Below are 21406 nucleotides of genomic sequence, written 5' to 3' on the forward strand. Positions count from 1 at the left end.
GAAGGCGCCGCCGTCAGCGGGCACGCTACCATTCTAATCCGAAGACCATAAGTTCCCTAATGGACCTCGTGGGGCAAGCCTATCCGCCCGGGCGCGGCACCTTGGCCAACACGAAAGGCGGCAGGCATCCCCGTCGGGGTTGCCTGCCACCTTTCCGGCGGGACCGTGACCGGCCGCTGTCGCTAGGCGACTTGCGGCGGCAGCATCAGGCCGGCGCCGGGGATGGCCGCCAGCAGGGCCTTGGTGTAGTCCTGCCGGGGGTTGCCGAACACGTCGTCGGTGGTTCCGGTCTCCACGATCCGGCCCTTCTGCATCACGCAGACCCGGTCCGCGATCTGCCGGACGACGGCAAGGTCGTGGGTGATGAACAGGTAGCTCAACCCCAGGTCGGACTGCAGGTCCGCCAGCAGATTCAGGATCTGCGCCTGGACGAGGACGTCCAGGGCGGAGACGGCTTCGTCGCAGATCACGACCTCCGGATCAAGCGCCAGTGCGCGCGCGATGGCGACGCGCTGGCGCTGTCCGCCGGAGAGCTCGTTCGGGTACCGCCGCATCATCGACGCCGGCAGGGAGACCTGGTCCAGCAGTGAGCGGACCTTCGCCTCCCGGCTCTTGGCATCGCCGATGTTGTGCACCCGCAGGGGCTCTTCGATGGTCCGGTAAATGTTGTACATCGGATCCAGGGAACCGTAGGGATCCTGGAAGATCGGCTGCACGCGGCGCCGGAAATCGAACATCTTCTTCCGGTTCAGGGTGGTGATGTCCACCCCGTCAAACAGGATGTCCCCCGCCGTCGCCTTTTCCAGTCCCAGGACCATGCGGGCCACCGTCGATTTGCCGGAGCCCGATTCCCCCACCACGGCGGTGGTGGTCCCGCGCGGAATCGAGAAGGACACGTCATCGACGGCGGTGAAGTCCGTGGACTTCCCCAGCGCGCCGCGGAGGTTGAACACCTTGGTCAGGTGCTTCACCTCGATGACGTTGTCGGCCCGGGCCGCTTCGGTGCCGGCGCCTTCGGAGTTGGCGGCGAGGACCTCGGCGTTGTCAACACCCAGGGACCTGGCCGCCTCAATCCGCCGGGAGGCGAGCGAGGGCGCCGACTCCACGAGCTTGCGCGTATACGGGTGCCGCGGGTTGGTGAGGATTTCCAGGGCGGGCCCGGACTCCACCACCTGTCCCTTGTACATCACCACTACCTTGTGCGCGCGCTCCGCGGCCAGGCCCAGGTCGTGGGTGATAAGCAGGACGGCGGTGCCGAGCTCTTCGGTCATGCGGTCCAGGTGATCCAGGATCTGGCGCTGCACGGTGACGTCCAGGGCCGACGTCGGCTCGTCGGCGATGAGCAGCCGGGGCCGGCAGGACAGCCCAATGGCGATCAGCGCGCGCTGGCGCATGCCGCCGGAGAACTCGTGCGGATACTGGTTGGCCCGCGCCGCGGCATCCGGCAGGCCGGCCTCGGTGAGGACCTGGGCGACATCCTTCGCGTCGTGCGGCAGGCCGTTGGCCCGCAGCGTCTCCTTGACCTGGAAACCGATCTTCCAGACCGGATTCAGGTTGGACATGGGGTCCTGGGGAACCATGCCGATCGAGGATCCGCGCAGCTCGATGATGCGCTTCTCGCTCGCGTGGGTGATGTCTTCACCGTCGAAGATGATGCTTCCGCCGCTGACTGACCCGTTGGCGGGCAGGAGGCCGATGGCGGCCAGCGCCGTCGTCGATTTGCCGGAGCCGGACTCCCCCACGATCGCCACGGTTTCCCCGGGCATGATCGTCAGGTGCGCGTTGCGCACCGCGGGCACGTCGCCGTTGTTGGTCTTGAACGTGATGGCCAGGTCCCGCAGTTCGAGCAGCGGCTTCGGCTGCCCGTCCCGGGCCGGGTTCGCGGACATGGTGTTCGTGGACATGGTCACATCCTTAGTCATCGCTTGCGCGACTTGGGGTCGAGCGCATCCCGCAGGGCATCGCCGAGCATGATGAAGGACAGCACGGTCAGGGACAGGGCCAGGCCGGGCCAGAACATGGCCATCGGATTGCTGCGCAGGGAGGACTTCGCGGAGAAAATGTCGTTGCCCCAGGACATGACGTCCGGCGGCAGGCCGATGCCCAGGAAGGACAGCGTCGATTCGGCCACGATGAAGGTGCCCAGCGAAATGGTCGCGATGACGATCACCGGTGCCACGGCATTGGGGATGACGTGCTTGACCAGCGCCGACATGCGGGAGACGCCCAGTGACCGGGCGGCCGTGACGAAGTCGGCGTTGCGGACTTCCAGGACGGCGCCGCGGGTAATGCGTGCCACCTGCGGCCAGCCGAAGGCCACGAGGATCGCGACGATGGTCCAGACGTTGCGGTTTTCGCGGAAGAACGGCAGCTGGACGACGACGATTGCGCCAAGGATCATCGGCAGCGCGAAGAAGATGTCGCCCAGACGGGCCAGGATGGCATCCACCCAGCCGCCGAAGAAGCCGGCGAGGGCACCAATGATGCCGCCGATGAGGACGACGCCGAGGGTTGCGAACAGCCCCACCATCAGCGAGGAGCGGGTACCGAACACCACGCGGGCAAGGACATCGCAGCCCTGCTGGGTAAAGCCGAGGGGATGTCCCGGGCTGGAACCGCCGTCGGAGTTGGCGAGCAGGCAGTTGTCGTTGGGCTGTTCGTTGGTGAACAAACCGGGGAACAGCGCCACCACGAGCACCATCAGGAGCAGCAGGGCGCTGAGGATGAACAGCGGCTGCTTGCGCAGGCTGCGCCAGGCTTCACTCCACAGGCTGCGCGGTGCGCCGTCGGCGGTGGAGCTGTCCACGGGCTGTACCGGAGTGTCTTCCAGCTCCGCCACGAAGTGCTCGATGGGGTAGGGGGAAACCTTGCCGCGAACGGCGGGGGTCAGTGCTTGGTCATTCTCAGGCATATCGAATCCTCGGGTCCAGCCACGCGTACAGCAGGTCTACCAACAGGTTGGCGAGGCAAAAAATCAGGATGAGCACGGTGACGATTGAGACGACCACCGGAGCCTCACCATTGAGCACGGCGCGGTACAGGGTGTTGCCGACGCCGTTGACGTTGAAGATTCCTTCGGTCACGATTGCGCCGCCCATCAGGGCGCCCAGATCGGCGCCCAGGAAGGTGGCGACCGGAATCATCGAGTTGCGAAGGATGTGGACGGTGACCACGCGCGGCCGGCTCAGGCCCTTGGCCGTGGCGGTGCGGACGTAGTCGGCGTTGGCGTTTTCGATGACGCTGGTGCGGGTCAGGCGCAGCACGTAAGCGAAGGACACCAGGCCCAGGACAATGGCCGGCAGCAGCAGTTCACCGAATCCGGCGTCGCCGCTGACCGTTGGCTTGGTCCAGGCGAGGCTGACGCCGAACACGAACTGCATGAGGAAGCCGAGCACGAAGATCGGGACCGAGATGACCACCAGCGACACCACGAGGACAGTGGAGTCGAAGAACTTGCCCTTGCGGAGCCCGGCGAACAGGCCGAAGGCAATGCCGAAAACGGCTTCAAAGGCCAGCGCCATGACGGCGAGCTTTGCGGTGGTGGGGAACACTTCGGCGATGATGGTGGCGATTTCCCGGCCGGCGAAGTTGGTGCCGAGGTCGAAGGACAGGATCCCCTTCAGATACAGGAGGTACTGCATCCAGAACGGCTGGTCCAGGTTGTACTGGGCCCGCAGGGAGGCTTCGACCGCGGGGGTGCAGCCCTTTTCGCCGCAAATGGCGGCGGTCGCATCACCGGGAAGGCTGAACACCAGGAAATACAGAAGCAGTGTGGCACCAAGGAAAACGGGGATTAACTGCAGAAAACGCCTGAGCACATATCCGGCCATCAGATATCTTCCTGTGGCACGGGACGCGCACGCTGAGGGGGGTTGGTGAAACTCATTCTAAGGAGCACCTTTACATTGGAGCGGCCCAGGGCCCGGCTGCGGTGCAGCCGGGCCCCGAGCTGTGAGGAATTACTTGCCGGTGATGGCGTGGTACAGCGGCACGCCGTTCCAGCCGAACTCAACGTTGGTTACGTTGTTGCTCCAGCCGCCCTGGGCAACCTGGTACCAGAGCGGAATGGCGGGGAGATCTTCCAGGAGCATTTCCTGCGCCTGGTTCATGATCTTGTTGCCTTCTTCCACGGAGGTGGCGGCCAGACCCGTGTTCAGCAGAGCTTCAAACTCGGGGTTGTCGTAGCGGGCATCGTTGGAGCCGGCGCCTTCGCGGTAAATCGGGCCGAGGAAGTTGTACAGGGACGGATAGTCGGCCTGCCAGCCGGAGCGGATGGCGCCGGTGAGGACGCCGTCATCGGCTTCGGTGCGGGCTTCCTTGAAGGTGGAGTACGGCTTGCCGGTGACCTCGATGCCGAGGTTGTTCTTGATGCCGTTGACGACAGCCTCAACCCAGGTCTTGTGATCGCCCTTGTCGGCGTTGTACGCAATGGTCAGCGGCTCGGAGGCGTCGTAGGGTGAGAGCTCTTCTGCCTCTTCCCACAGTTCCTTGGCCTTTTCCGGGTTGAACTCCAGGTTTTCGCTGCCGGCCAGGTCGGCGTCGTAGCCGTCGAGCACGGGGGCGGTGAAGTCCTCGGCCGGGGTTCTGCCGTTGCTGAAGATCACCCGGGTGATCTCTTCCCGGTCAATGACCATGGACAGCGCCTGGCGGCGCAGCTTGCCGGCTTCGCCGCTCCAGTTCTCCAGGTAGTACGGGATGGCGATGGTCTGGTTGCCGGCGTACGGCGCTTCGATGGAGCGCTCCTCGCCGAGGTCGCCCTTGAAGTTCTTGACGTCAGACGTCGGGATGGTCTTCAAGACATCCAGGTTGTCCGAGATCAGGTCCTGGTACGCGGTGGTGTCGCTCTGGTAGATCTTGAACGTCACGCCGGCGTTCTGGGCCTTCTGCGGGCCGTCGTAGGACTCGTTGGGGACCAGTTCGATCTGCTGGTTGTGCTCCCAGGCGCCCTCGCCGTTGAACTTGTACGGGCCGTTGCCAACCGGGTTTTCCCCGTAGGCAACCGGATCGGCCAGAGCCGCCGGGATCATCGGGTAGAACGCGCTGTAGCCCAGGCGCAGCGGCCAGTCGGATTCGGGCTGGCTCAGGGCAACGGTGAAGGTGGTGTCGTCAACGACCTTCAGCCCGGTCATGGTTTCCACGGTGGAACCCTCGGCGCTGGCCTCGGCGTAGCCTTCGATGCTCTCAAAGAAGGTGCCCGACTGCTGGGCGTTCTTGGCTGCAGCACCGAAATTCCAAGCGTCGACGAAGGATGCAGCGGTGACGGGGTCGCCGTTGCTGAAGGTCTTGCCGGCCTTCAGCTTGATGGTGTAGTTCTGGGCGTCCTCGGTCTCAATGGACTCGGCCATTTCGTTCACCGGCTTGCCGTCGGCGTCATAGCTGATCAGTCCGGCGAAGAGCAGGTCGAGGACCGATCCGCCACCCACCTCGGTGGTGTTCGTGGGAATCAGGCCCTTGGCGGGCTCTGAGCCGTCGGCAATGATGACACGGCTGGTGTCGCCTTCCGCTGCGGCTTCACTCGAGCTGTCGCCGCTGCCACAGGCGGTGAGTGCCATGAGGGCAACGGCTGCAACGCTGAGTAGTTTGGGAGTGCGTGGGGAGCGCATTCCGCCTCCTTAGTTTCTAACTCCGGACGCATGGCGGCCGGCAGTGCGGCCCTCTAGCAGTGAGCCGACTCACAAGTTCGAAAGCAATTGCTTTCGGCCCATACCGTACTCACTTCGGAAGGCGGCAAATGACCGCCGCATGACCCGTGGGGGTGGTCACGGCGCCAAAAAGGGGCCCGCTGCGCAGGAAATACATAGAAACACATGCGCGTGTAACGATTTGGCATCGGTGCATCATGTTACGACGCAATGGTGTCTTTTAGGGCTGACCCGTGTCATAATCCGGCGTCCGTTGGGCCGAGGGCCAGGAAGGACGCGGTCAGCGGAGGATGTTCCATTCCCAGAAGTTCCACCACAGCCCGGTGGCGTTGGGCATGTATTCCACGTGCTCAATGGTGTCCGCAGAGGCCTGCAGCCCGGGCAGCTGGAAAAGCGGCAGGCCGTAGCGGGCGTCCCAGATGAGCCTGTCGATTTCAATTTGGAGCTCATCCCTGCGCTGAGTGTCGGTCTCCGTTGCCAGCTCGGCCATCAGCCCGTCCGCCTCGGGGCTGGAGAACCCGCTGTAGTTGGAGGCCGCGCCTGTGCGGAAGACCTGGGGCACCCCGGCCACACCCACGCCTGTGGCTGTCCAGCCGAAGATCGCGGCGTCGTAGGTGCCGGAGCCGAGCCTGCCCGCCCACTCACCGGCGGGCAGGCCGCCGTCGACCACTTCGAAGCCCGCCTCCGACGCTGCCTGCCGGATCAGCCGGAAAGCCTCGGCCCGGTAGGCGTTGTCGCGGTCGTACAGGATGCGGACGGCCGGAGTATCGCCGTCGAGCAGCTGCCTGGCCCGCTCGAGGTCCGCCTCCGCGAACTCCCGGGATCCGTTCGCGGCTGCCGCCTGCTCGTACGCGGCCTGGTCGGTGAGGAAGACTTCGGAGTCCAGGGGCCTGGCCCCGGGTTGCAGTTGCTGCACCGTGGCTTCAACGATCTCCTGCCGGGGAACCGTTTTCAGGAAGGCTTCACGGACCGAGCGGTCGCCGAACACGCCGCTGAAGTTCAGGTCCAAGTGGTCGTAGGCGAGCTGGTTGCCCTGGTGGAGGTCGACGTTTCCCAGGGCCTCCAGGTCCGGCAACGTCCTGCTGTCCGGCTGCGGGGCAATGATGTCCACCGAACCGTCCTGCAGGGCAGCCACCTGCTCGGCCGGGTCCGCCAGGAAACGGATGGTGATCTCGTCCAGGCTGGGCGCCGGGCCCCAGCGGTAATCCTCGTTCCGCGCCAGGGTCAGGGACTCCCCCGGATTAATGTCCTCCACGATGAAGGGTCCATTGGAGAGGTACAAAGCCGGATCCTCGGGGAGGGTCCGGGCACTGAATGCCGTATTCCAGTAGTCGGCGGCGGCGCGGAGCTCCGGGTCCACCGGCGCGGGGTCCAGCGGGTTTCCGGCGGGGGTCTCCCGAATCAGTTCCGTGAGCGCCTTTTCATCGCCCAGCCCTGCCCCCTTGGCCACGATGTGGGCCGGAACTCCGATGCCGCCGCTGTCCGTCAGCGACCCGAAGGCCAGTTCCCAATCCGCATACGGCTGCGAATATGTCAGCGTGATGGATCGGTTGTCGTCTCCAATCTCGGGCACGTCAGTGAGGCTGAGTGCTTCGGTGGAACCGGCGTAGTCGAAATAGCGCGTTCCCGACAGGACGGCGCCGTCGACGGTGGTGAGTTCGTCGTCGAACCGCCCGGAGGCCGCGGCCCAGGCCAGCACCATGTCATCGGCGCCCACCGGTGCGCCGTCGGACCAGGCAACGCCTTCGTTAACCGTGTATTTGACCGTCAGCGGATCCTCGGAGACCCTCTCGTAGCTGCCGAAGTCCTCCAACGGAACAATGTCCAGGTTGTTGTCAACGTAGTTGAAGCCCGAGTGCGTGGCGTACGCCAGCTTGCGGTTGATGTCGGTGTTTCCCGCTGTGGACTGCGGATTGAAGGAATCGACGACGCCGGCCTCCGCCACCGCGATGACACCGCCGGGAGTGGGCGCGGACCCCGGCGTCTCCTCGGCGGTCCGCTGCTCGGCCGTGCAGGCGCCCAGAGCCAGGACGGTTGCGGCGCCGGCGGCGCACAGCTTGGTCAGGCGGTTCAAACGCATTCTGGCTCCCCGGGACTGTAATGGCGTCGATGGCACCTTGAGATAATTGCACACCGCACGGATACCGGGTGCAACGAGTCCCGGAAACGCGGACGGGCCGGCCGGCGGCGATAAAATGCTCGGGTATCGACAGCTTCAGGACCAAGCAGAGGAACCCATGAAAATCACCGTTATCGGCGGGTCCGGCGGCACCGGAGCCGCATTGGCTTCGCTGGCACACGAAGCAGGCCATGACGTCACTGTCATGTCACGGAGCGGACGCGCGCCGTCCGGTGTCCGGGCCATCCGCGGTAATGCGGCGGAGCCCGCGGCGGTCTCCTCCGCCGTGGCCGGAGCCGACGCCGTCGTTGTTACGGTGGGCGGAGCCAAGGGGGTCCCCGATCAGCGCACTGCAGTCACCGGAACCGTCATCAGTGCCATGCAGGAAGCAGGCGTCCGCAGGCTGATCGTGCAGTCCTCGCTGGGAGCCGGAGATTCGGGTTCGCAGCTGCCTGGTCCGCTGGGCCTGATCACGCGGGTCGTGCTGGCCAAACCGCTGGCCGATCACAACAAGCAGGAGCTGGCTGTTCGAAATTCCGGCCTGGACTGGACGGTCGTCCGGCCTACCGGCCTCACGGACAAGCAGCCGTCCGGCACCTGGCGTGCCCTCGAGACGGGCGCCGAGGGGAAACTCAAAGGGTCGATCCCCCGCCGCGATCTCGCGGCCTGCCTGTTCGAGCTTCTCGCTGACCGTTCCACCATCGGCAAAGCCCTCGGGGTGAGCAGCTAGCTGCAGGCGCGGGTGCCGCTATCGTGGGCACATGGCCAACATTGCCGGACTCGACCGCCTTCTGGCGGCACTGAACGCCGGGGAGACGATTCCCGGCGGATCGATACATCACAAGGCTATGCATGCCGCGAGCCAGGAGTCGCTGCGCATAACCGCCGAACTCAACGGGCGCTACAACTCCCCCGCAGAGGTGCGGGCCCTGATGAGTGAACTGACCGGGCGCCGCATCCCCGATTCCTTCCACCTCTTCCCGCCGTTCAGCGCCGACTTTGGCAAGAACATCAGGTTCGGTGAAAATGTGTTCGTCAACAGCGGCTGCCGGTTCCAGGACCAGGGCGGCATCGACATCGGTGATGGCTCCCTCATCGGCCACAACGCGGTCATCACGACGTTGAACCACGACATGCTGCCCAGCCGCCGGGCCGACATGCACCCGGCACGCGTAGTGATCGGCACCGGGGTGTGGTTCGGAGCCAACGTGACGGTGTTGCCGGGCGTGACGATCGGCGACGGCGCCGTCGTCGGCGCGGGCGCGGTCGTCACCAAGGATGTCCCTGCGAGCGCAGTGGTCCTGGGGGTGCCGGCGAGGCAGGTGGGCACGGTGCCCGTCGGATAGCTCCCTGCCGTGCAGCGCGCTACACGGACCGCGGAACGTAGTCGGATCGTCCGTCCCACCAGCCGTGCTCGGACAGCGGCCTGAAGCGCAGCGTCGTAAATTCGTGGTGGAAGTCCCGACGGGTACGTTCAGTCATCGCGTCAGCGTGCCGGCGGGCAGCCTCACCGTCATCGCGGCCAAACACCATCCCCGTCATCGCCCGGGTGCTGCTCCAGATCGAGAACGTGGACACCGTCCGCGGCAGCCGGATGGCAGCCATGGCCAGTGTTGCTTCGGGATGGTCCCGGATCTGGCGCTCGACGGGGCGGCCCCAATGGATGAACCTGGGCAGTTCGGGCAGACGCATGCGGGCCAATGTCACGGCAATTACCGGCTCGTCGGGCGCCAGCTGCCCCGCTGCGTCCGTCAATCCGGCCAATTCGTGCAGTTCACCCCAACGGTGCACGAACTCGAGCCTGACATGCCAGCCGTCGTTCAGCTTCCGGCCAAACGGGTGCCCGGCGAGAAAGTCAGTAAGCGCTTCCTCATCCTCCCACTCCGCGAATACCGCTGTTCGCCCCAACTGCATCCGGCGCGGAGACACTGCTGGCGCCCCCAGCTGCATCCCGGCGAGCACTTCGATGTGGCGCAGTCCCGGAGCCCTTGGCGGGCGCAGGAGCCCGCCTGCTGCCCCGAGCAACGGCAGGCGTGCGAGGTGGAACGAATACAGGCTCACGCAGCCGCCGCACGTGTCAGGTTCTTCATCCCCTGATCCTAAGGGCCAGAAAGTCGACCATAGACAGCAGGCCGCCCACCTCTTGCCCGCCTGACCCCGACGTGCGGCGGAACTCCGCCGGCACAGGCTCGGGCCGTGGAGTGCCGCCTCCTTCCCTGGAGCTGGGTGCGCTGACCGATGGCCTCGCGCTGCAGGCCGGTGCCGCCCGTGAAAACGCAGGCGTACCTGCTGGTGAGTCGCGCTTCTAGGACTGCAACTCAGCGATCCTCGCCAGGCGTTCTGAACCTTCAGGCAAAAGGGCCTTTCAACATTGCCTCTGAGCTCGGGGTTTTCCACAGCCCCGCCGTTACTGTTGCCGGCGGGTGCGGCCGCCTGTTGCATGAGCCGGACCAGCAGCTACTCCGGCGGAGACGGGAAAGCCATGAAGTTCGAGCTCACCGCACAGCAGCCCGTGGCCCCTTCCGGAGGACCGGACGGCAGCTTTGATGTCATGCCCGAGGCAGTGCATGCCATCCTTGTCGACGTGCAGGCCGCGGCGTCGGAGTTTGAGGAACTTCTGGCGGCCGCCGGGGCCGGCATGGCAGGCCTTTCGGACGCCTGCAAGGCTCCTCCGGTCTCCCGGGAGCTGAGCACCTTCTCCACCTTCCTGCTGGCCAACACGATCAGGTCAGCCGAGGGCAGGATCGCGGTGGCCTCGGGTGCCGTCTCCGAGGCCGTGCTGGCCCTCGTCCAGGCCGATGAACAGATGAACGAGACCGCCCGCCGCTCCGCTGCCCTGGCGGCGCAGGATGCCGTCGATGACGCGCCCGGGACCGCTGGCCGTCCACGCCATCCCGGCCGTGGTCCGGCGCAGGCCTTCTGATGGATTTCGGGCTCGCCGAGCTTGAGCAGCGCCTTCCCGACGCGGACACGGTCCGGGCTCATGCAGCGGACATCATGGCCATCGGTGCGCGCACCGACGAACTGATGGATTCCATCAGACACACCTGGCTCCTGCTGGCTGCGCCAGGGGTCTACTCGGTGCCGGGCAACGACGTCGTCTTCAGGGCACTGGAACGCTCCGGAACCGCTGCCGCAGAGCTGGCCAACTACACCATCCAGCTGGACACGCTGATGAACGTGTACGCCGAATCCGTGGAGTGGTTCAAGAGCCGGCACCAGGAGCTGCAGTCCCGTGCGGCAGACTTCGACGCTGAATTCCCGGAGTCCGAGATCGACGAATGGGACAACGACGAGCAAGCCGTGAATGCCCGCAACAGTATTGCCCGCGCTGTTTCCCGGCTTCTCTCGGAGTTGGATGAAGCGCAGCGGGACGCGGCAAACCGCATCGCGAACATCACCGGCAGCGGGCGTTCCTACACGCAGCACGACAACATCATGCGCGACGGACTCATTCCGTACGGGTTCGACGAGTACGACCACTTCGCGGCCGGCGGCGGGAAGATGCACCGCGACCTGCCCTGGTACCAGGACACTTGGGACACCGTTGCCGGTGTTCCAAAGGCGGCCGGGGAAACCCTTGAGGGCGTAGGCACACTGTTTGGCATGCAGGGCTGGTACGAGGCAGGGAATGCTTGGAAAGGCATGTACCGGGTCGGTGAGAACCTTTTCGTCCTTGGCGTGGGACGCACGATCGCCGGCGACGAGCGTACCGCTGCAGCAATGAAAGAGCTGGAGTTGCTGGGACAGGACCTGATCCGGATGGACCAGTGGGAGGGCGAGCACCCGGGTCACGCGCTCGGCGGGAACCTCTTCGACGTCGGAACCTTATTTGTTGGCGGCGGACTGGTCAAAGCCGGCATCAAGGCAGGCACCAGAGGCTCCCACGGCGCAGAGGGTCGCGCCCCGTCCACTTCGGGGCCAACGGGCCACACCCCAGCCCGTCCAGGGGCGGCTGCGCCGGGAAGCGCACTTTCGCCGGGCACCCGTGCTCCGGCGTGGAAGGACAAAACCAGGACCAGCCTGGAGAATCTGGGCCGCCGGCTGCTGCCGGAGAATCAGGGGCTCGTTCCAGCACTGCCCGGCGGGTCTCTCCCCGGTCATCAGGGGACTCCGGCTGCCCCTGACAACGGCATTTGGTTCAGAGGCGGCAAACCCCGCATTGAATTCGCGCCCGGATACAGTCCGTCCGCCCGGAACCCCTCGGTGCAGCCGAGTTCCGGAGACACCGACGGCGGCAACGGCTTTTTCAGGGACGTGTGGCGCAGCCGGAGCGGAGCACCCGAGCAGCAGTACATCACCGGCATTGACCGTTTGGATAACAGCCACGCCCGCGAATACGCCTTGCAGAAGCCGAACGGCACACTGGTGGACTTCGATGGCCACTCTTGGCGCGACGGCAAAGAGGTTTTCACGGAAGTGAAGGGCCACTACGAGTTTTTCAACAACTTCGGGTCTTCTACCTTGCTGGAAACCAAGCTCAAAGGGCTGATAAATCAGCTCCGCAGTCAGATGGACGCGCTAAATCATTCGGCAAGCGACGGGTACATCCATGAATGGGTCTTCACGGAGAAGGTTGTTGCGGACGCCTTCAAAGATCTTCTGATCGACTTTCCGGAGCTCAGTTCCGGCGTTGAAGTGCGGTTCGAACCGATGCCGTAAGGCGCCGCCCACCATCAGATAGGTTGACCACATGAAACAGACAGTTGCGGAGTTGTTCTCCGAAGAGGTCGGGCGTGCCTACGTTCCGCTGATGTGGGGCGGGCGTGAGGAAGATCCGGCAGAGGTGGCATGGCGCATCTGGTGCACAATGGGCCTTGTCAAGGAGCATGCTCAGGCAGGCGGCGGCTGCCCGGATGCCCTCTGGACGGTCCTTGCCGGGAACGGGCTGGAATTCGTGCCTGCACCGGATACGCTGCCGGCCGTCGAGGAACTGGCGCTCCAGGAAACCGAAGTACGTGACGGCAAGAGATGCGGACGGACACATGTGCATCTTCAGCTCACACCGGAAGGCCCTGAAAGCCTCCCGATAGCGTCGTTGCATGCCATGGCCGGGGAGATCCAAACGACCGTAGCCAACAGCGTGAACTTCTCGTTCCAGCCAAACTTTCCTCTTGGCACCATTGACCAGGCAACCGAGTTGTTCCGGGGCCTCGTACGCATCTGGCAGCCGGACGCCGGAATCCTGAGCACAAAAGAGACTATCCGCGAGGTGACGGATCTGTATGACACCTATGCCGGATACCTGACCTGGATTTCCAGTGCACCCTTCGGCACACCTCCTGATCTGGCGTCAGCCTCTGCCGAGTCCTTCGGCGAGGGGACCCTGCTAACCGCCCGCGATTGGAGCGTGCCCGGTGTTAAGAACATGCACACCGAGCTGCTCGGTGCCGGGGCGCCGGCACTAACAGCTTTCCCCAGGGACAGGCAGAGGGTTCCGACGTTCCGGGAGGAACACACTTTCTGAGTCACGAGGCCGGCGAAGCCGCCGTCCCCCGCGACAAGAAAGGTGCCGAGGTGCTCAGTCTTCGGTGGGCATCTCCGGGACAGCGCTTTCCATTCGCTCCGGCGTCCAGTATTCAGCTCCGGGATCGTCCGTGCTGTAACTGTGGGTCACCGAATCGGCAGGATCCACGGTTGCCGGGGTGGCAGGGGAAGCAGAATCATTGCGGCACCCCGCGGCCGGCACTGACACGGAGACGAGCACAAGCGCGACGACGATCCTTTTGCGTTTCATGGAGGCAGGCCCATGGACTGGACCGAAGTACGCGATGAACTTGTCAGCGCAGCCCCCGCGTCGCCCTGACACTCTGCGAAATCGATCAGCCTGGCGTTTATGCCTAGTGGGAAACGGCTGCTGGCCTTGCCCGTTTCTGGCCCGCCGGCTTTCCGCAGGTAGATCAGACCGAGCCGTTGTACATCGGCATTGCCCGAACCACCCTCGCAGAGCGCGCAGGTAAAATGCCTGGAAAAAACTAGGATGTCCACACTCCGCCGTTCTCTGGTGGCGTTGTTGGTCGATGAACTGCGCTTGCTACCCGGCATCGGCGTGGACCCAAGCCCACGACGTCGCACCAAAATTTAGCCTCGCGCCAGCAGAAGAGCAGTGTCTGTCCAACTGGATGACAACACACTTGCAGGTGACCTGGACGCTCCATCAATGCCCAAAGACCTCGAGTCAAGGGACTCGCTCCACCGCTCAACCACACCCACGCAACAAAAGGGCCATACGCAAAGGCACTTCAAGTACATCGGGACCAGCTGCTTGCTCGGGTGGCCGCCTAGAACCACCATCCTGCTTCTCTGTTCCTGCACTCACGCCTGGCTGCCAGGGTTTCCAGAACCGCGGTGGCCCAAGGCCAAGCCCCCACACACTGCAGTTGGAGCCGCGCTTCGTAGGGCTGCAGGCAAACATAAAGCGCTTCCCGGATCGAAATCCGGGAAGCGCTTTTATGAGCACGGCTAGACGTTGAAGCGGAATTCACCACGTTCCGTAGCCGAATAACATCTGCGCAGCAGTCGGCAAGTCCAGTGCCCACACAGCCGCTACTCACTGGGGAATGGTTACTGGGAACACACCCAGTGAGAACTGTCCGACTGACGGTCGGCGCTCGGTGCCGGGGTTCGGCTGGGATTGCTTCGTGGAGTTACCGCGGGGGCTCTTCCTGTAGCACGAGGCCTTCGTCTCCGGGGAGAACTTTGCCTTGATCCCGCTCTGCTTCGTCCTCCTCATTCAATGTGAACGCGTCACCCGGCGAACAGGGGGCAGTAGCCCCGATACTGTACGAGTTGTCAGATGCATAAGTATCGAATTCGGCCCGGGCAACGGGACCTCCTTCCGCAAAGACAGTCGGATGTGTTGTCGGATTTACCGTGCGTACGGTCATTCCGAGGGACTCCCAATACTCAGCGACGCGTTTGGCGTCCCCAATATGGTCAGTTCCACGGGGTGCCCAGCGGTCATAGCTGTAACTGGACGTTGCATGCTCTATACCACTGCGGCTTTTGGGGATACATTCCTGCGCCCACGCTACGCCGTTGCGGGGCCACCACCCGGTGACATCGAGCTGTTCGGCGGTATTGAAGACGAGTTCAACCGCACGGTCCCGACCTTCCCTGGCACTGATGGTCTCCTCCGGGGTGTTCTTCTCCGACATTGTCGTGGCTGGCCCCTTCTCAGCGCATCCGGTCATTGTCATTCCCATCAGGAGCACAGCAGCCGCGGCCATGAACATCCTTATATGTGTCCTAAAGGCGGGCACTGTTCACTCCTTCCGATAAGGCCTTCTACAGGTCAGTGGGCGCCAACGGAGCATACTCGGTGATCTTCTCCGCTTCTCCATTAATTGCCCAGACTGTGCCTTTCAGGGACTCTGTTCTCTTGTTCAAGTATCCGGCCTGTCCAACGGACTTATGGACCAAGGAGTTCTGCCCGAATAGGTCAGCGTAAACCTATCGACTCCAGTTACAAGAAATGCCGCCCTCGTGCGTTCATGGAGGGCGGCATTTCTAATGATCCAGGCGAGGAATCTAGACGTTGAACCTAAACTCCACCACGTCGCCGTCGACCATGACGTAGTCCTTGCCTTCGATGCGGACCTTGCCGCGGGACTTGGCCTCGGCCATGGAGCCGGCCTCGACGAGGTCGTCGAAGGAAACCACCTCGGCCTTGATGAAGCCGCGCTGGAAGTCGGAGTGGATGACGCCGGCGGCCTGCGGCGCGGTGTCGCCTTTGCGGATGGTCCAGGCGCGGGTTTCCTTGGGACCTGCGGTCAGGTAGGTCTGCAGGCCCAGCGTGTGGAAGCCGACGCGGGCCAGCTTGTCCAGGCCGGACTCCTCCTGGCCGCTCATTTCGAGCATCTCGCGGGCTTCGTCCTCGTCCAGTTCCACGAGGTCGGCCTCGAGCTTGGCATCCAGGAAGATGGCGTCCGCCGGAGCCACGAGTTCGCGCAGTTCGGCCTGGCGTTCCGGATTGGCCAACACGGCGTCGTCGACGTTGAACACGTAGATGAAGGGCTTGGCGGTGAGCAGGCTCAGCTCGCGCAGGTGCTCCATGTCCAGTTTGTCGGAGGCGACGGAAGCGAAGATCGTGTCGCCGCGCTCCAGCACACTCTGGGCGGCCTGCATGGCGGCCAGCTGCGCGGCGTCGCGCTTCTTGATCTTGACTTCCTTCTCCACCCGCGGAATCGCCTTTTCGAGCGTCTGCAGGTCGGCGAGGATCAGTTCGGTGTTGATGGTCTCCATGTCGGAGCGCGGATCCACCTTGCCGTCCACGTGGATGACGTCGGGGTCATCAAACACGCGGATCACCTGGGCGATCGCCTCGGCTTCGCGGATGTTCGCCAGGAACTGGTTGCCGAGGCCTTCGCCTTCGGACGCGCCCTTGACGATGCCGGCGATGTCCACGAAGGACACCGTCGCCGGAAGGATGCGCGCCGAGCCGTGGATTTCGGCCAGCTTGGCCAGCCGCGGATCCGGCAGCGAGACGACGCCGACGTTCGGTTCGATGGTGGCGAACGGATAGTTCGCCGCCAGAACGTTATTGCGGGTCAGCGCATTGAACAGGGTTGATTTGCCGACGTTGGGCAGGCCGACGATGCCAATAGTAAGAGCCACGGTAAACAATCATACCGGTGCCGGCTACGCTCCGGCGCGCCGGCCTCCCAAACCGCGGGAGGTGTCGCCCATGGCCTTGAGGGTGGCGCGGATCTCCTTGGGCAGCGAGAACATGATGTCTTCCTGCGCCGTGACCACTTCCTCGACGTCGCCGTAGCCGTACTGGGCCAGCAGGTTCAGCACTTCCTGGACCAGGGTTTCCGGCACCGAGGCGCCGGAAGTCACTCCGACGGTGCCGACGCCCTCGAACCAGCTCTCGTCCACCTCGTTGGCGAAATCGATCCGGTAGGAGGCCTTGGCTCCGTATTCCAGGGCAACTTCGACCAGGCGCACCGAGTTGGAGGAGTTCGCCGAACCCACCACCAGGACCAGATCGGCCTCGGGCGCGATCTTCTTGATCGCGGTCTGGCGGTTGGAGGTGGCGTAGCAAATGTCATCGCTGGGCGGATCCTGCAGAGTGGGGAACCGCTTGCGCAGCAGTTCCACCGTGTGCATCGCTTCATCGACGCTCAGCGTGGTCTGGGACAGCCAGATCACCTTGTCCGGATCGCGGACCGTCACCTTGTCGACGTCTTCGGGGCCGTTGACGATCTGCGTGTGCTCCGGCGCCTCGCCGTAGGTGCCTTCGACTTCCTCGTGTCCGGCGTGCCCGATCAGCAGGATGTCGAAGTCGTCGCGGGCGAACCGGACGGCTTCCTTGTGGACCTTGGTCACCAGCGGGCAGGTGGCGTCGATGGTGCGCAGCTGGCGGTCCGCGGCGGACTGCACGACGGCGGGTGACACACCGTGGGCGGAAAAGATCAGCAGCGATCCCTCGGGGACCTCGTCGGTTTCGTCGACGAAGATGGCTCCTTTTTCCTCGAGTGTCTGGACGACGTGGAGGTTGTGCACAATCTGCTTGCGGACGTAGACGGGCGGCCCGTAGGCCTCCAGAGCCTTCTCCACGGCGATCACGGCACGGTCAACACCGGCGCAGTAGCCGCGCGGTGCGGCAAGCAGGACACGGCGGGGGCCGTTTACAGGGGCGGCGGCAGCCACCTCCTGGGGGCTGCGGCGCCGGCGGGGCACGGTGGGCATAGGCACGGATACGGCAGTGCTGGTCATGCCTCCATGCTATCGGTTACTCCGGCGGCCAACGGGCACCGGGGCGGGCAGTCCGCTGTCGGCGCACTGCCCGGCCTGCCTCCCCGCCGGAGCTGCCGGTCTATCGGCGCCGGCGCAATCCGCCCACCGAATGTGCCACCAGTCCCAGCACCAGGAGCACCGCCGCCCCGAGGAGGAAGGCCACGGTCCAGGCCTGCAGGCTCGCGGAGACTTCCGCCGCGAAAGCGGAGGCGAACGTTTCAGCAACGGCGCTGCCGTAGGCCGGACGGTCCGCGAGCCCCGGCAGGCTGGCGGCGCCCACCCAGATCAGTCCCCCGGCCAGCACACCGCCGACGCCCAGCCAGGCCAGGGCGGCGCTGCGCCTGCGCGCAAGCAGCAGGGCCAGGACGGCGGCCACGACGGCACCCGCGGCCAGGAACGGCCAGGCATTGGCCGCGCTCACCGCCAGCTCGACATAGTGGCGCTGGTCCGCTCCCGCGAGGGGCACCGGCGACTGTTCCGGCGGAACGACGTCGACCCCTGTCTCGCCGCCGATGGTTTCCGTCACCAGCCCCACCAGAGGCGCCACGTCCAGGGTGACCTCGCCCTCGCCGTCGAACGTCTCGGCATGCGAGGCGCGCAGCGTCTGATCCCAGGCCTGCGGATACGCCGGCAGCGCCTGCACTCCCTGCACCGCGCTGCTGATCAGCGGCTCCACCAGGGGCATGACGGCGGAGGGCGCCTCAATGCTGGCAGCCGCCTGCCGCCCCAGCGCTTCCGAAAGTTCCTGCTGGAAAGCCTCATCGGTGCCCAGCGGCTGTCCCAGGGAGGTGAAACCGTTCTGGGAGACCACGTTTTCCGCCAGCCAGGCGGAACAGAAAGCGGCGGCCGCCAGCAGGATGGCCACCAGGCCCAAAAGTGCCGAACCGAATGTTCGCATGGATTGTCTCCTCGTTCCTTCGCAGAATGGCTCAGCGGACCTGTTGCATCCGACGGTTCCAGAAGCGTATCCAGAAGCGTACCGTCCGGGTCCGGAACGCGCGTTGTGGGCGGCACCTGATAGACATTAACTTATGCAAGACCCCCTAGACCCCCTGGACCCCTCCGGTGCCGACGAAAAGGCTCCCACGAGCCTTCCGAAGACCGCCGCGGAAACGACTCCCGAGAATCCCTGGCCGCTGCAGCTGCTCTCGAAGAACCTCAAGACGTACATCGACCGTGCCCCCGCCACCTGGGTGGAGGGGCAGATCATCGAGCTGAACAAGCGCGCCAACGCCTCCTACATCACGCTGCGCGACGTCGATGCGGAGATCTCCCTCTCGCTGACCGTCTGGAGCACCGTAATGAACCGGCTGGAGCTGCCGCTGGAGCGCGGCGCCCGGGTGGTGGCCCAGGTGAAACCCGATTTCTGGGTCAAGACCGGCCGGCTGTCCATGCAGACCCGCGACATCCGCCCGGTGGGGATCGGTGACCTGCTGGCCCGGATCGAGCGCCTGCGGCAGTCCCTGGCCGCCGAAGGTCTGTTCCGCGAGGACCGGAAGCTGCCGCTGCCGCTGCTGCCCGGACGGATCGGGCTCATCACCGGCCGCAATTCCGACGCCATGAAGGACGTCATGAAGAACGCCGCGCTGCGCTGGCCTGCGGTGGCCTTCGAGGTACGCGAAGTCGCCGTGCAGGGCGTAAACGCCGTCGCCGAGGTCACCCGGGCGCTGGCCCAGCTCGACGCCATGCCCGAGGTGGACGTCATCGTGATCGCACGCGGCGGCGGGTCCCTGGAGGATCTGCTGCCGTTCAGCCATGAGGACCTGGTTCGGGCGGTCTCCGCGGCGTCCACCCCGGTGGTCAGCGCCATCGGACACGAGGCGGACCGGCCGCTGCTGGACGAGGTGGCCGACCTGCGGGCCTCCACCCCCACCGATGCCGCGAAGCGGATCGTGCCGGATGTGGGCGAGGAGCTGCACCGCATTGCCGCCGCCCGGGCGCAGCTTCGGCGCATCGTGGAGCTGACCGTTGGCCGGGAAAAGGAGCGGCTGAACCACATCCGGTCCCGGCCGGTGATGGCGGCGCCGCAGACCATGATCGACGGGCGTGCGCAGGATGTCTCGCGCCTGCGGGAGCGCGCCCTGTCCTGCATGGTGTCGGAGGTCCGGCGGGACACCGACCGCATTTCCCATCTCCGGGCCCAGGTGCGCGCCCTGTCGCCGCAAAACACGCTGGACCGCGGCTACGCCGTCGTGCAGCTGGCCGACGGCGCCGTGGTCCGGGACGCCGCAGCGGTCCCCGACGCGGCGCAGCTGCGCATCCGGGTCGCCGTCGGCGAGCTGGCGGCCACCGCCGCTCCCCGCACCGCAGAGCCGCCCGCGCGTGAATGAGTTGTCCCCGGCGGCCTCCCCCGCGCCGTCCCCCATCAGCACGGAATCCTCCCCAGAACCGAAGGAAGAACCAGTTATGAACCCCGCAGCAAACGAAGCAGCAGCAGTTCCCGCCGACATCGAGGCCATGAGCTACGAACAGGCCCGCGACGAACTCGTGTCAGTGGTCGGCCGGCTCGAAACCGGCGGCGCCTCGCTCGAAGAGTCGCTCGCCCTGTGGGAGCGCGGCGAGCAGCTCGCCACCCGCTGCGAGTCCTGGCTGGAGGGCGCCCGGCGGCGCCTCGACGCTGCCCGGGAGCAGGCCCGCGGGGAATAGCCCGCGGTCCCGCTCCCCTGCCGGCAGGCAGCTACTGCCTGTACGTGCTCAGGAACTCGCCGAGCCGGATCATGGCGTCCTCGATGTCCTCCACGTTGGGCAGCGTGACCATCCGGAAGTGGTCCGGACGCACCCAGTTGAAGGCCGTGCCCACGGAGACCAGGATCTTCTGCTGCTTGAGCAGGTCCAGGGCGAACTGCTCGTCGCTGGCGATCGGATAGACCTCCGGATCCAGCTTCGGGAACAGGTACAGCGCCCCCATTGACAGCTCGCAGCTGACGCCGGGAATGTCGTTGAGCATCTTGTGGGCGAGGTCGCGCTGTGCTTTCAGCCGGCCGCCGGGCAGAATCAGGTCGTTGATGCTCTGGTAGCCGCCCAGCGCGGTCTGGATCGCGTGCTGGCCCGGAACATTGGCGCACAGCCGCATGTTCGCCAGCAGGTTGATGCCCTCGATGTAGTCGGCGGCCTCGTGCTTGGGCCCGGAAATCGCCATCCAGCCGCTGCGATAGCCGGCGATCCGGTATGCCTTGGACAGGCCGCTGAACGTCAGGCACAGCACGTCGTCGCCGGTGACGGCGGCCGAGTTGATGTGCACGGCGTCGTCGTACAGGATCTTCTCGTAGATCTCGTCGGAGAAAATGATCAGCCCGTGCTTGCGGGCCAGGTCCACGATGGCCTTGACGATGTGTTCGGGATAGACGGCGCCGGTGGGGTTGTTCGGGTTGATCAGCACGATGCCCTTGGTGCGGTCGGTGATCTTGGATTCAAGATCCTCGACGTCGGGCCACCAGTGCGCGTCTTCGTCGCACAGGTAGTGCACGGCGGTGCCGCCGGCCAGCGACACCGACGCGGTCCACAGCGGATAATCCGGTGCCGGCACCAGGATTTCGTCGCCGGTGTTCAGCAGCGCCTGCATGGACAGGGTGATCAGTTCGCTGACGCCGTTGCCCAGGTAGACGTCGTCGACGTCGATGCTCTGGATGCCCCGGCTCTGGTAGTACTGCACGACGGCGGTGCGGGCGGAGAAGATGCCGCGGGAGTCGCTGTAGCCCTGGGCCTTGGGCAGGTGGCGCACCATGTCCACCAGGATGGCTTCGGGGGCCTCGAAGCCGAACGGCGCCGGATTGCCGATGTTCAGCTTCAGGATCCGGTGGCCGGCCGCCTCCATGCGCTGCGCATGCTCCAGCAGCGGCCCCCGGATGTCATAGAGAACGTTGTGGAGCTTGTGCGACTGCTTGAATTCTGCCATCCATTCATC

18 protein-coding genes are annotated in these 21406 nt (G+C 65.1%); 7 read left to right on the forward strand and 11 right to left on the reverse strand.

Annotated features, from left to right (window positions below; genetic code table 11):
* Positions 1 to 182: 182 nt before the first annotated feature.
* The 5 genes from QNO08_RS13415 to QNO08_RS13435 form a co-directional block, all read right to left on the reverse strand.
* Positions 183 to 1904 (reverse strand): ABC transporter ATP-binding protein, encoded by a 1722-nt coding sequence (locus QNO08_RS13415; protein WP_229964961.1) that lies wholly within the window; start codon positions 1902 to 1904, stop codon positions 183 to 185.
* Between the two features lie 14 nt (positions 1905 to 1918).
* A complete protein-coding gene (locus QNO08_RS13420) occupies positions 1919 to 2911 on the reverse strand; it encodes an ABC transporter permease (protein ID WP_229964960.1) in 993 nt (330 codons plus the stop codon).
* Positions 2904 to 3830 (reverse strand): ABC transporter permease, encoded by a 927-nt coding sequence (locus tag QNO08_RS13425; protein WP_229964959.1) that lies wholly within the window; start codon positions 3828 to 3830, stop codon positions 2904 to 2906. The genes QNO08_RS13420 and QNO08_RS13425 overlap by 8 nt, the downstream gene beginning before the upstream one ends.
* Before the next feature lie 129 nt (positions 3831 to 3959).
* Entirely contained in the window at positions 3960 to 5603 is a 1644-nt protein-coding gene (locus QNO08_RS13430) for a peptide ABC transporter substrate-binding protein (protein ID WP_229964958.1), read from the reverse strand.
* Between the two features lie 319 nt (positions 5604 to 5922).
* Positions 5923 to 7722, reverse strand: coding sequence for an ABC transporter family substrate-binding protein (locus tag QNO08_RS13435; RefSeq protein WP_229964957.1), 1800 nt, complete (start codon positions 7720 to 7722; stop codon positions 5923 to 5925).
* Positions 7723 to 7879: 157 nt separating this feature from the next.
* On the opposite strand from QNO08_RS13435, the gene QNO08_RS13440 reads away from it, so the two are divergent.
* Both QNO08_RS13440 and QNO08_RS13445 read left to right on the forward strand, forming a co-directional pair.
* The gene (locus tag QNO08_RS13440; RefSeq protein WP_229964956.1) at positions 7880 to 8491 is read left to right on the forward strand and encodes an NAD(P)-dependent oxidoreductase; all 612 of its coding nucleotides are present in this window, start codon (positions 7880 to 7882) and stop codon (positions 8489 to 8491) included.
* 31 nt (positions 8492 to 8522) lie between these two features.
* Entirely contained in the window at positions 8523 to 9107 is a 585-nt protein-coding gene (locus tag QNO08_RS13445; RefSeq protein WP_229964955.1) for a DapH/DapD/GlmU-related protein, read from the forward strand.
* A 19-nt stretch (positions 9108 to 9126) separates the two neighbouring features.
* On the opposite strand, the gene QNO08_RS13450 is transcribed toward QNO08_RS13445, so the two are convergent.
* Positions 9127 to 9822 (reverse strand): hypothetical protein, encoded by a 696-nt coding sequence (locus QNO08_RS13450; RefSeq protein ID WP_229964954.1) that lies wholly within the window; start codon positions 9820 to 9822, stop codon positions 9127 to 9129.
* A 379-nt stretch (positions 9823 to 10201) separates the two neighbouring features.
* On the opposite strand from QNO08_RS13450, the gene QNO08_RS13455 reads away from it, so the two are divergent.
* From QNO08_RS13455 to QNO08_RS13465, 3 genes are all read left to right on the forward strand, one after another.
* Positions 10202 to 10684 (forward strand): DUF6507 family protein, encoded by a 483-nt coding sequence (locus tag QNO08_RS13455; protein ID WP_229964953.1) that lies wholly within the window; start codon positions 10202 to 10204, stop codon positions 10682 to 10684.
* Positions 10684 to 12423 (forward strand): hypothetical protein, encoded by a 1740-nt coding sequence (locus QNO08_RS13460; protein ID WP_229964952.1) that lies wholly within the window; start codon positions 10684 to 10686, stop codon positions 12421 to 12423. Before QNO08_RS13455 ends, QNO08_RS13460 begins: the two co-directional genes overlap by 1 nt.
* A 124-nt stretch (positions 12424 to 12547) precedes the next feature.
* The gene (locus QNO08_RS13465) at positions 12548 to 13228 is read left to right on the forward strand and encodes a hypothetical protein (RefSeq protein WP_284155603.1); all 681 of its coding nucleotides are present in this window, start codon (positions 12548 to 12550) and stop codon (positions 13226 to 13228) included.
* A 54-nt stretch (positions 13229 to 13282) separates the two neighbouring features.
* Here QNO08_RS13465 and QNO08_RS13470 read toward each other — a convergent pair whose 3' ends face one another.
* The 4 genes from QNO08_RS13470 to QNO08_RS13485 all read right to left on the reverse strand — a co-directional run bounded on the left by QNO08_RS13470 (position 13283) and on the right by QNO08_RS13485 (position 18400).
* Positions 13283 to 13498, reverse strand: coding sequence for a hypothetical protein (locus tag QNO08_RS13470; protein ID WP_229964950.1), 216 nt, complete (start codon positions 13496 to 13498; stop codon positions 13283 to 13285).
* A gap of 1793 nt (positions 13499 to 15291) precedes the next feature.
* A complete protein-coding gene (gene ychF / locus QNO08_RS13475) occupies positions 15292 to 16377 on the reverse strand; it encodes a redox-regulated ATPase YchF (protein WP_229964949.1) in 1086 nt (361 codons plus the stop codon).
* Positions 16378 to 16401: 24 nt separating this feature from the next.
* Complete coding sequence (locus tag QNO08_RS13480) at positions 16402 to 17481, reverse strand: 4-hydroxy-3-methylbut-2-enyl diphosphate reductase (RefSeq protein ID WP_229964948.1); 1080 nt, start codon at positions 17479 to 17481, stop codon at positions 16402 to 16404.
* A 100-nt stretch (positions 17482 to 17581) separates the two neighbouring features.
* A complete protein-coding gene (locus QNO08_RS13485) occupies positions 17582 to 18400 on the reverse strand; it encodes a hypothetical protein (RefSeq protein ID WP_229964947.1) in 819 nt (272 codons plus the stop codon).
* 133 nt (positions 18401 to 18533) lie between these two features.
* Between QNO08_RS13485 and xseA the strand changes: the two genes are divergently transcribed.
* Both xseA and QNO08_RS13495 read left to right on the forward strand, forming a co-directional pair.
* A complete protein-coding gene (gene xseA, locus QNO08_RS13490; protein ID WP_229964946.1) occupies positions 18534 to 19832 on the forward strand; it encodes an exodeoxyribonuclease VII large subunit in 1299 nt (432 codons plus the stop codon).
* Between the two features lie 76 nt (positions 19833 to 19908).
* On the forward strand, positions 19909 to 20148 hold the full coding sequence (locus QNO08_RS13495) for an exodeoxyribonuclease VII small subunit (RefSeq protein WP_229964945.1): 240 nt from the start codon (positions 19909 to 19911) through the stop codon (positions 20146 to 20148).
* Positions 20149 to 20179: 31 nt separating this feature from the next.
* On the opposite strand, the gene QNO08_RS13500 is transcribed toward QNO08_RS13495, so the two are convergent.
* The gene (locus tag QNO08_RS13500) at positions 20180 to 21397 is read right to left on the reverse strand and encodes a pyridoxal phosphate-dependent aminotransferase (RefSeq protein WP_229964944.1); all 1218 of its coding nucleotides are present in this window, start codon (positions 21395 to 21397) and stop codon (positions 20180 to 20182) included.
* Positions 21398 to 21406 lie beyond the last annotated feature (9 nt).

Source organism: Arthrobacter sp. zg-Y820 (assembly GCF_030142155.1).
In the GTDB taxonomy this organism is placed as follows: domain Bacteria; phylum Actinomycetota; class Actinomycetes; order Actinomycetales; family Micrococcaceae; genus Arthrobacter_B.

Excerpts from the sequence above, each read along its gene's own strand:
- QNO08_RS13415 (WP_229964961.1), bottom strand. The coding sequence starts at position 1,904 with ATGTCCACGAACACCATGTCCGCGAACCCGGCCCGGGACGGGCAGCCG.
- QNO08_RS13420 (WP_229964960.1), bottom strand. The coding sequence starts at position 2,911 with ATGCCTGAGAATGACCAAGCACTGACCCCCGCCGTTCGCGGCAAGGTT.
- QNO08_RS13425 (WP_229964959.1), bottom strand. The coding sequence starts at position 3,830 with ATGGCCGGATATGTGCTCAGGCGTTTTCTGCAGTTAATCCCCGTTTTC.
- QNO08_RS13430 (WP_229964958.1), bottom strand. The coding sequence starts at position 5,603 with ATGCGCTCCCCACGCACTCCCAAACTACTCAGCGTTGCAGCCGTTGCC.
- QNO08_RS13435 (WP_229964957.1), bottom strand. The coding sequence starts at position 7,722 with ATGCGTTTGAACCGCCTGACCAAGCTGTGCGCCGCCGGCGCCGCAACC.
- QNO08_RS13440 (WP_229964956.1), top strand. The coding sequence starts at position 7,880 with ATGAAAATCACCGTTATCGGCGGGTCCGGCGGCACCGGAGCCGCATTG.
- QNO08_RS13445 (WP_229964955.1), top strand. The coding sequence starts at position 8,523 with ATGGCCAACATTGCCGGACTCGACCGCCTTCTGGCGGCACTGAACGCC.
- QNO08_RS13455 (WP_229964953.1), top strand. The coding sequence starts at position 10,202 with ATGAGCCGGACCAGCAGCTACTCCGGCGGAGACGGGAAAGCCATGAAG.
- QNO08_RS13460 (WP_229964952.1), top strand. The coding sequence starts at position 10,684 with ATGGATTTCGGGCTCGCCGAGCTTGAGCAGCGCCTTCCCGACGCGGAC.
- QNO08_RS13470 (WP_229964950.1), bottom strand. The coding sequence starts at position 13,498 with ATGAAACGCAAAAGGATCGTCGTCGCGCTTGTGCTCGTCTCCGTGTCA.
- QNO08_RS13480 (WP_229964948.1), bottom strand. The coding sequence starts at position 17,481 with ATGACCAGCACTGCCGTATCCGTGCCTATGCCCACCGTGCCCCGCCGG.
- QNO08_RS13485 (WP_229964947.1), bottom strand. The coding sequence starts at position 18,400 with ATGCGAACATTCGGTTCGGCACTTTTGGGCCTGGTGGCCATCCTGCTG.
- xseA (WP_229964946.1), top strand. The coding sequence starts at position 18,534 with ATGCAAGACCCCCTAGACCCCCTGGACCCCTCCGGTGCCGACGAAAAG.
- QNO08_RS13495 (WP_229964945.1), top strand. The coding sequence starts at position 19,909 with ATGAACCCCGCAGCAAACGAAGCAGCAGCAGTTCCCGCCGACATCGAG.
- QNO08_RS13500 (WP_229964944.1), bottom strand. The coding sequence starts at position 21,397 with ATGGCAGAATTCAAGCAGTCGCACAAGCTCCACAACGTTCTCTATGAC.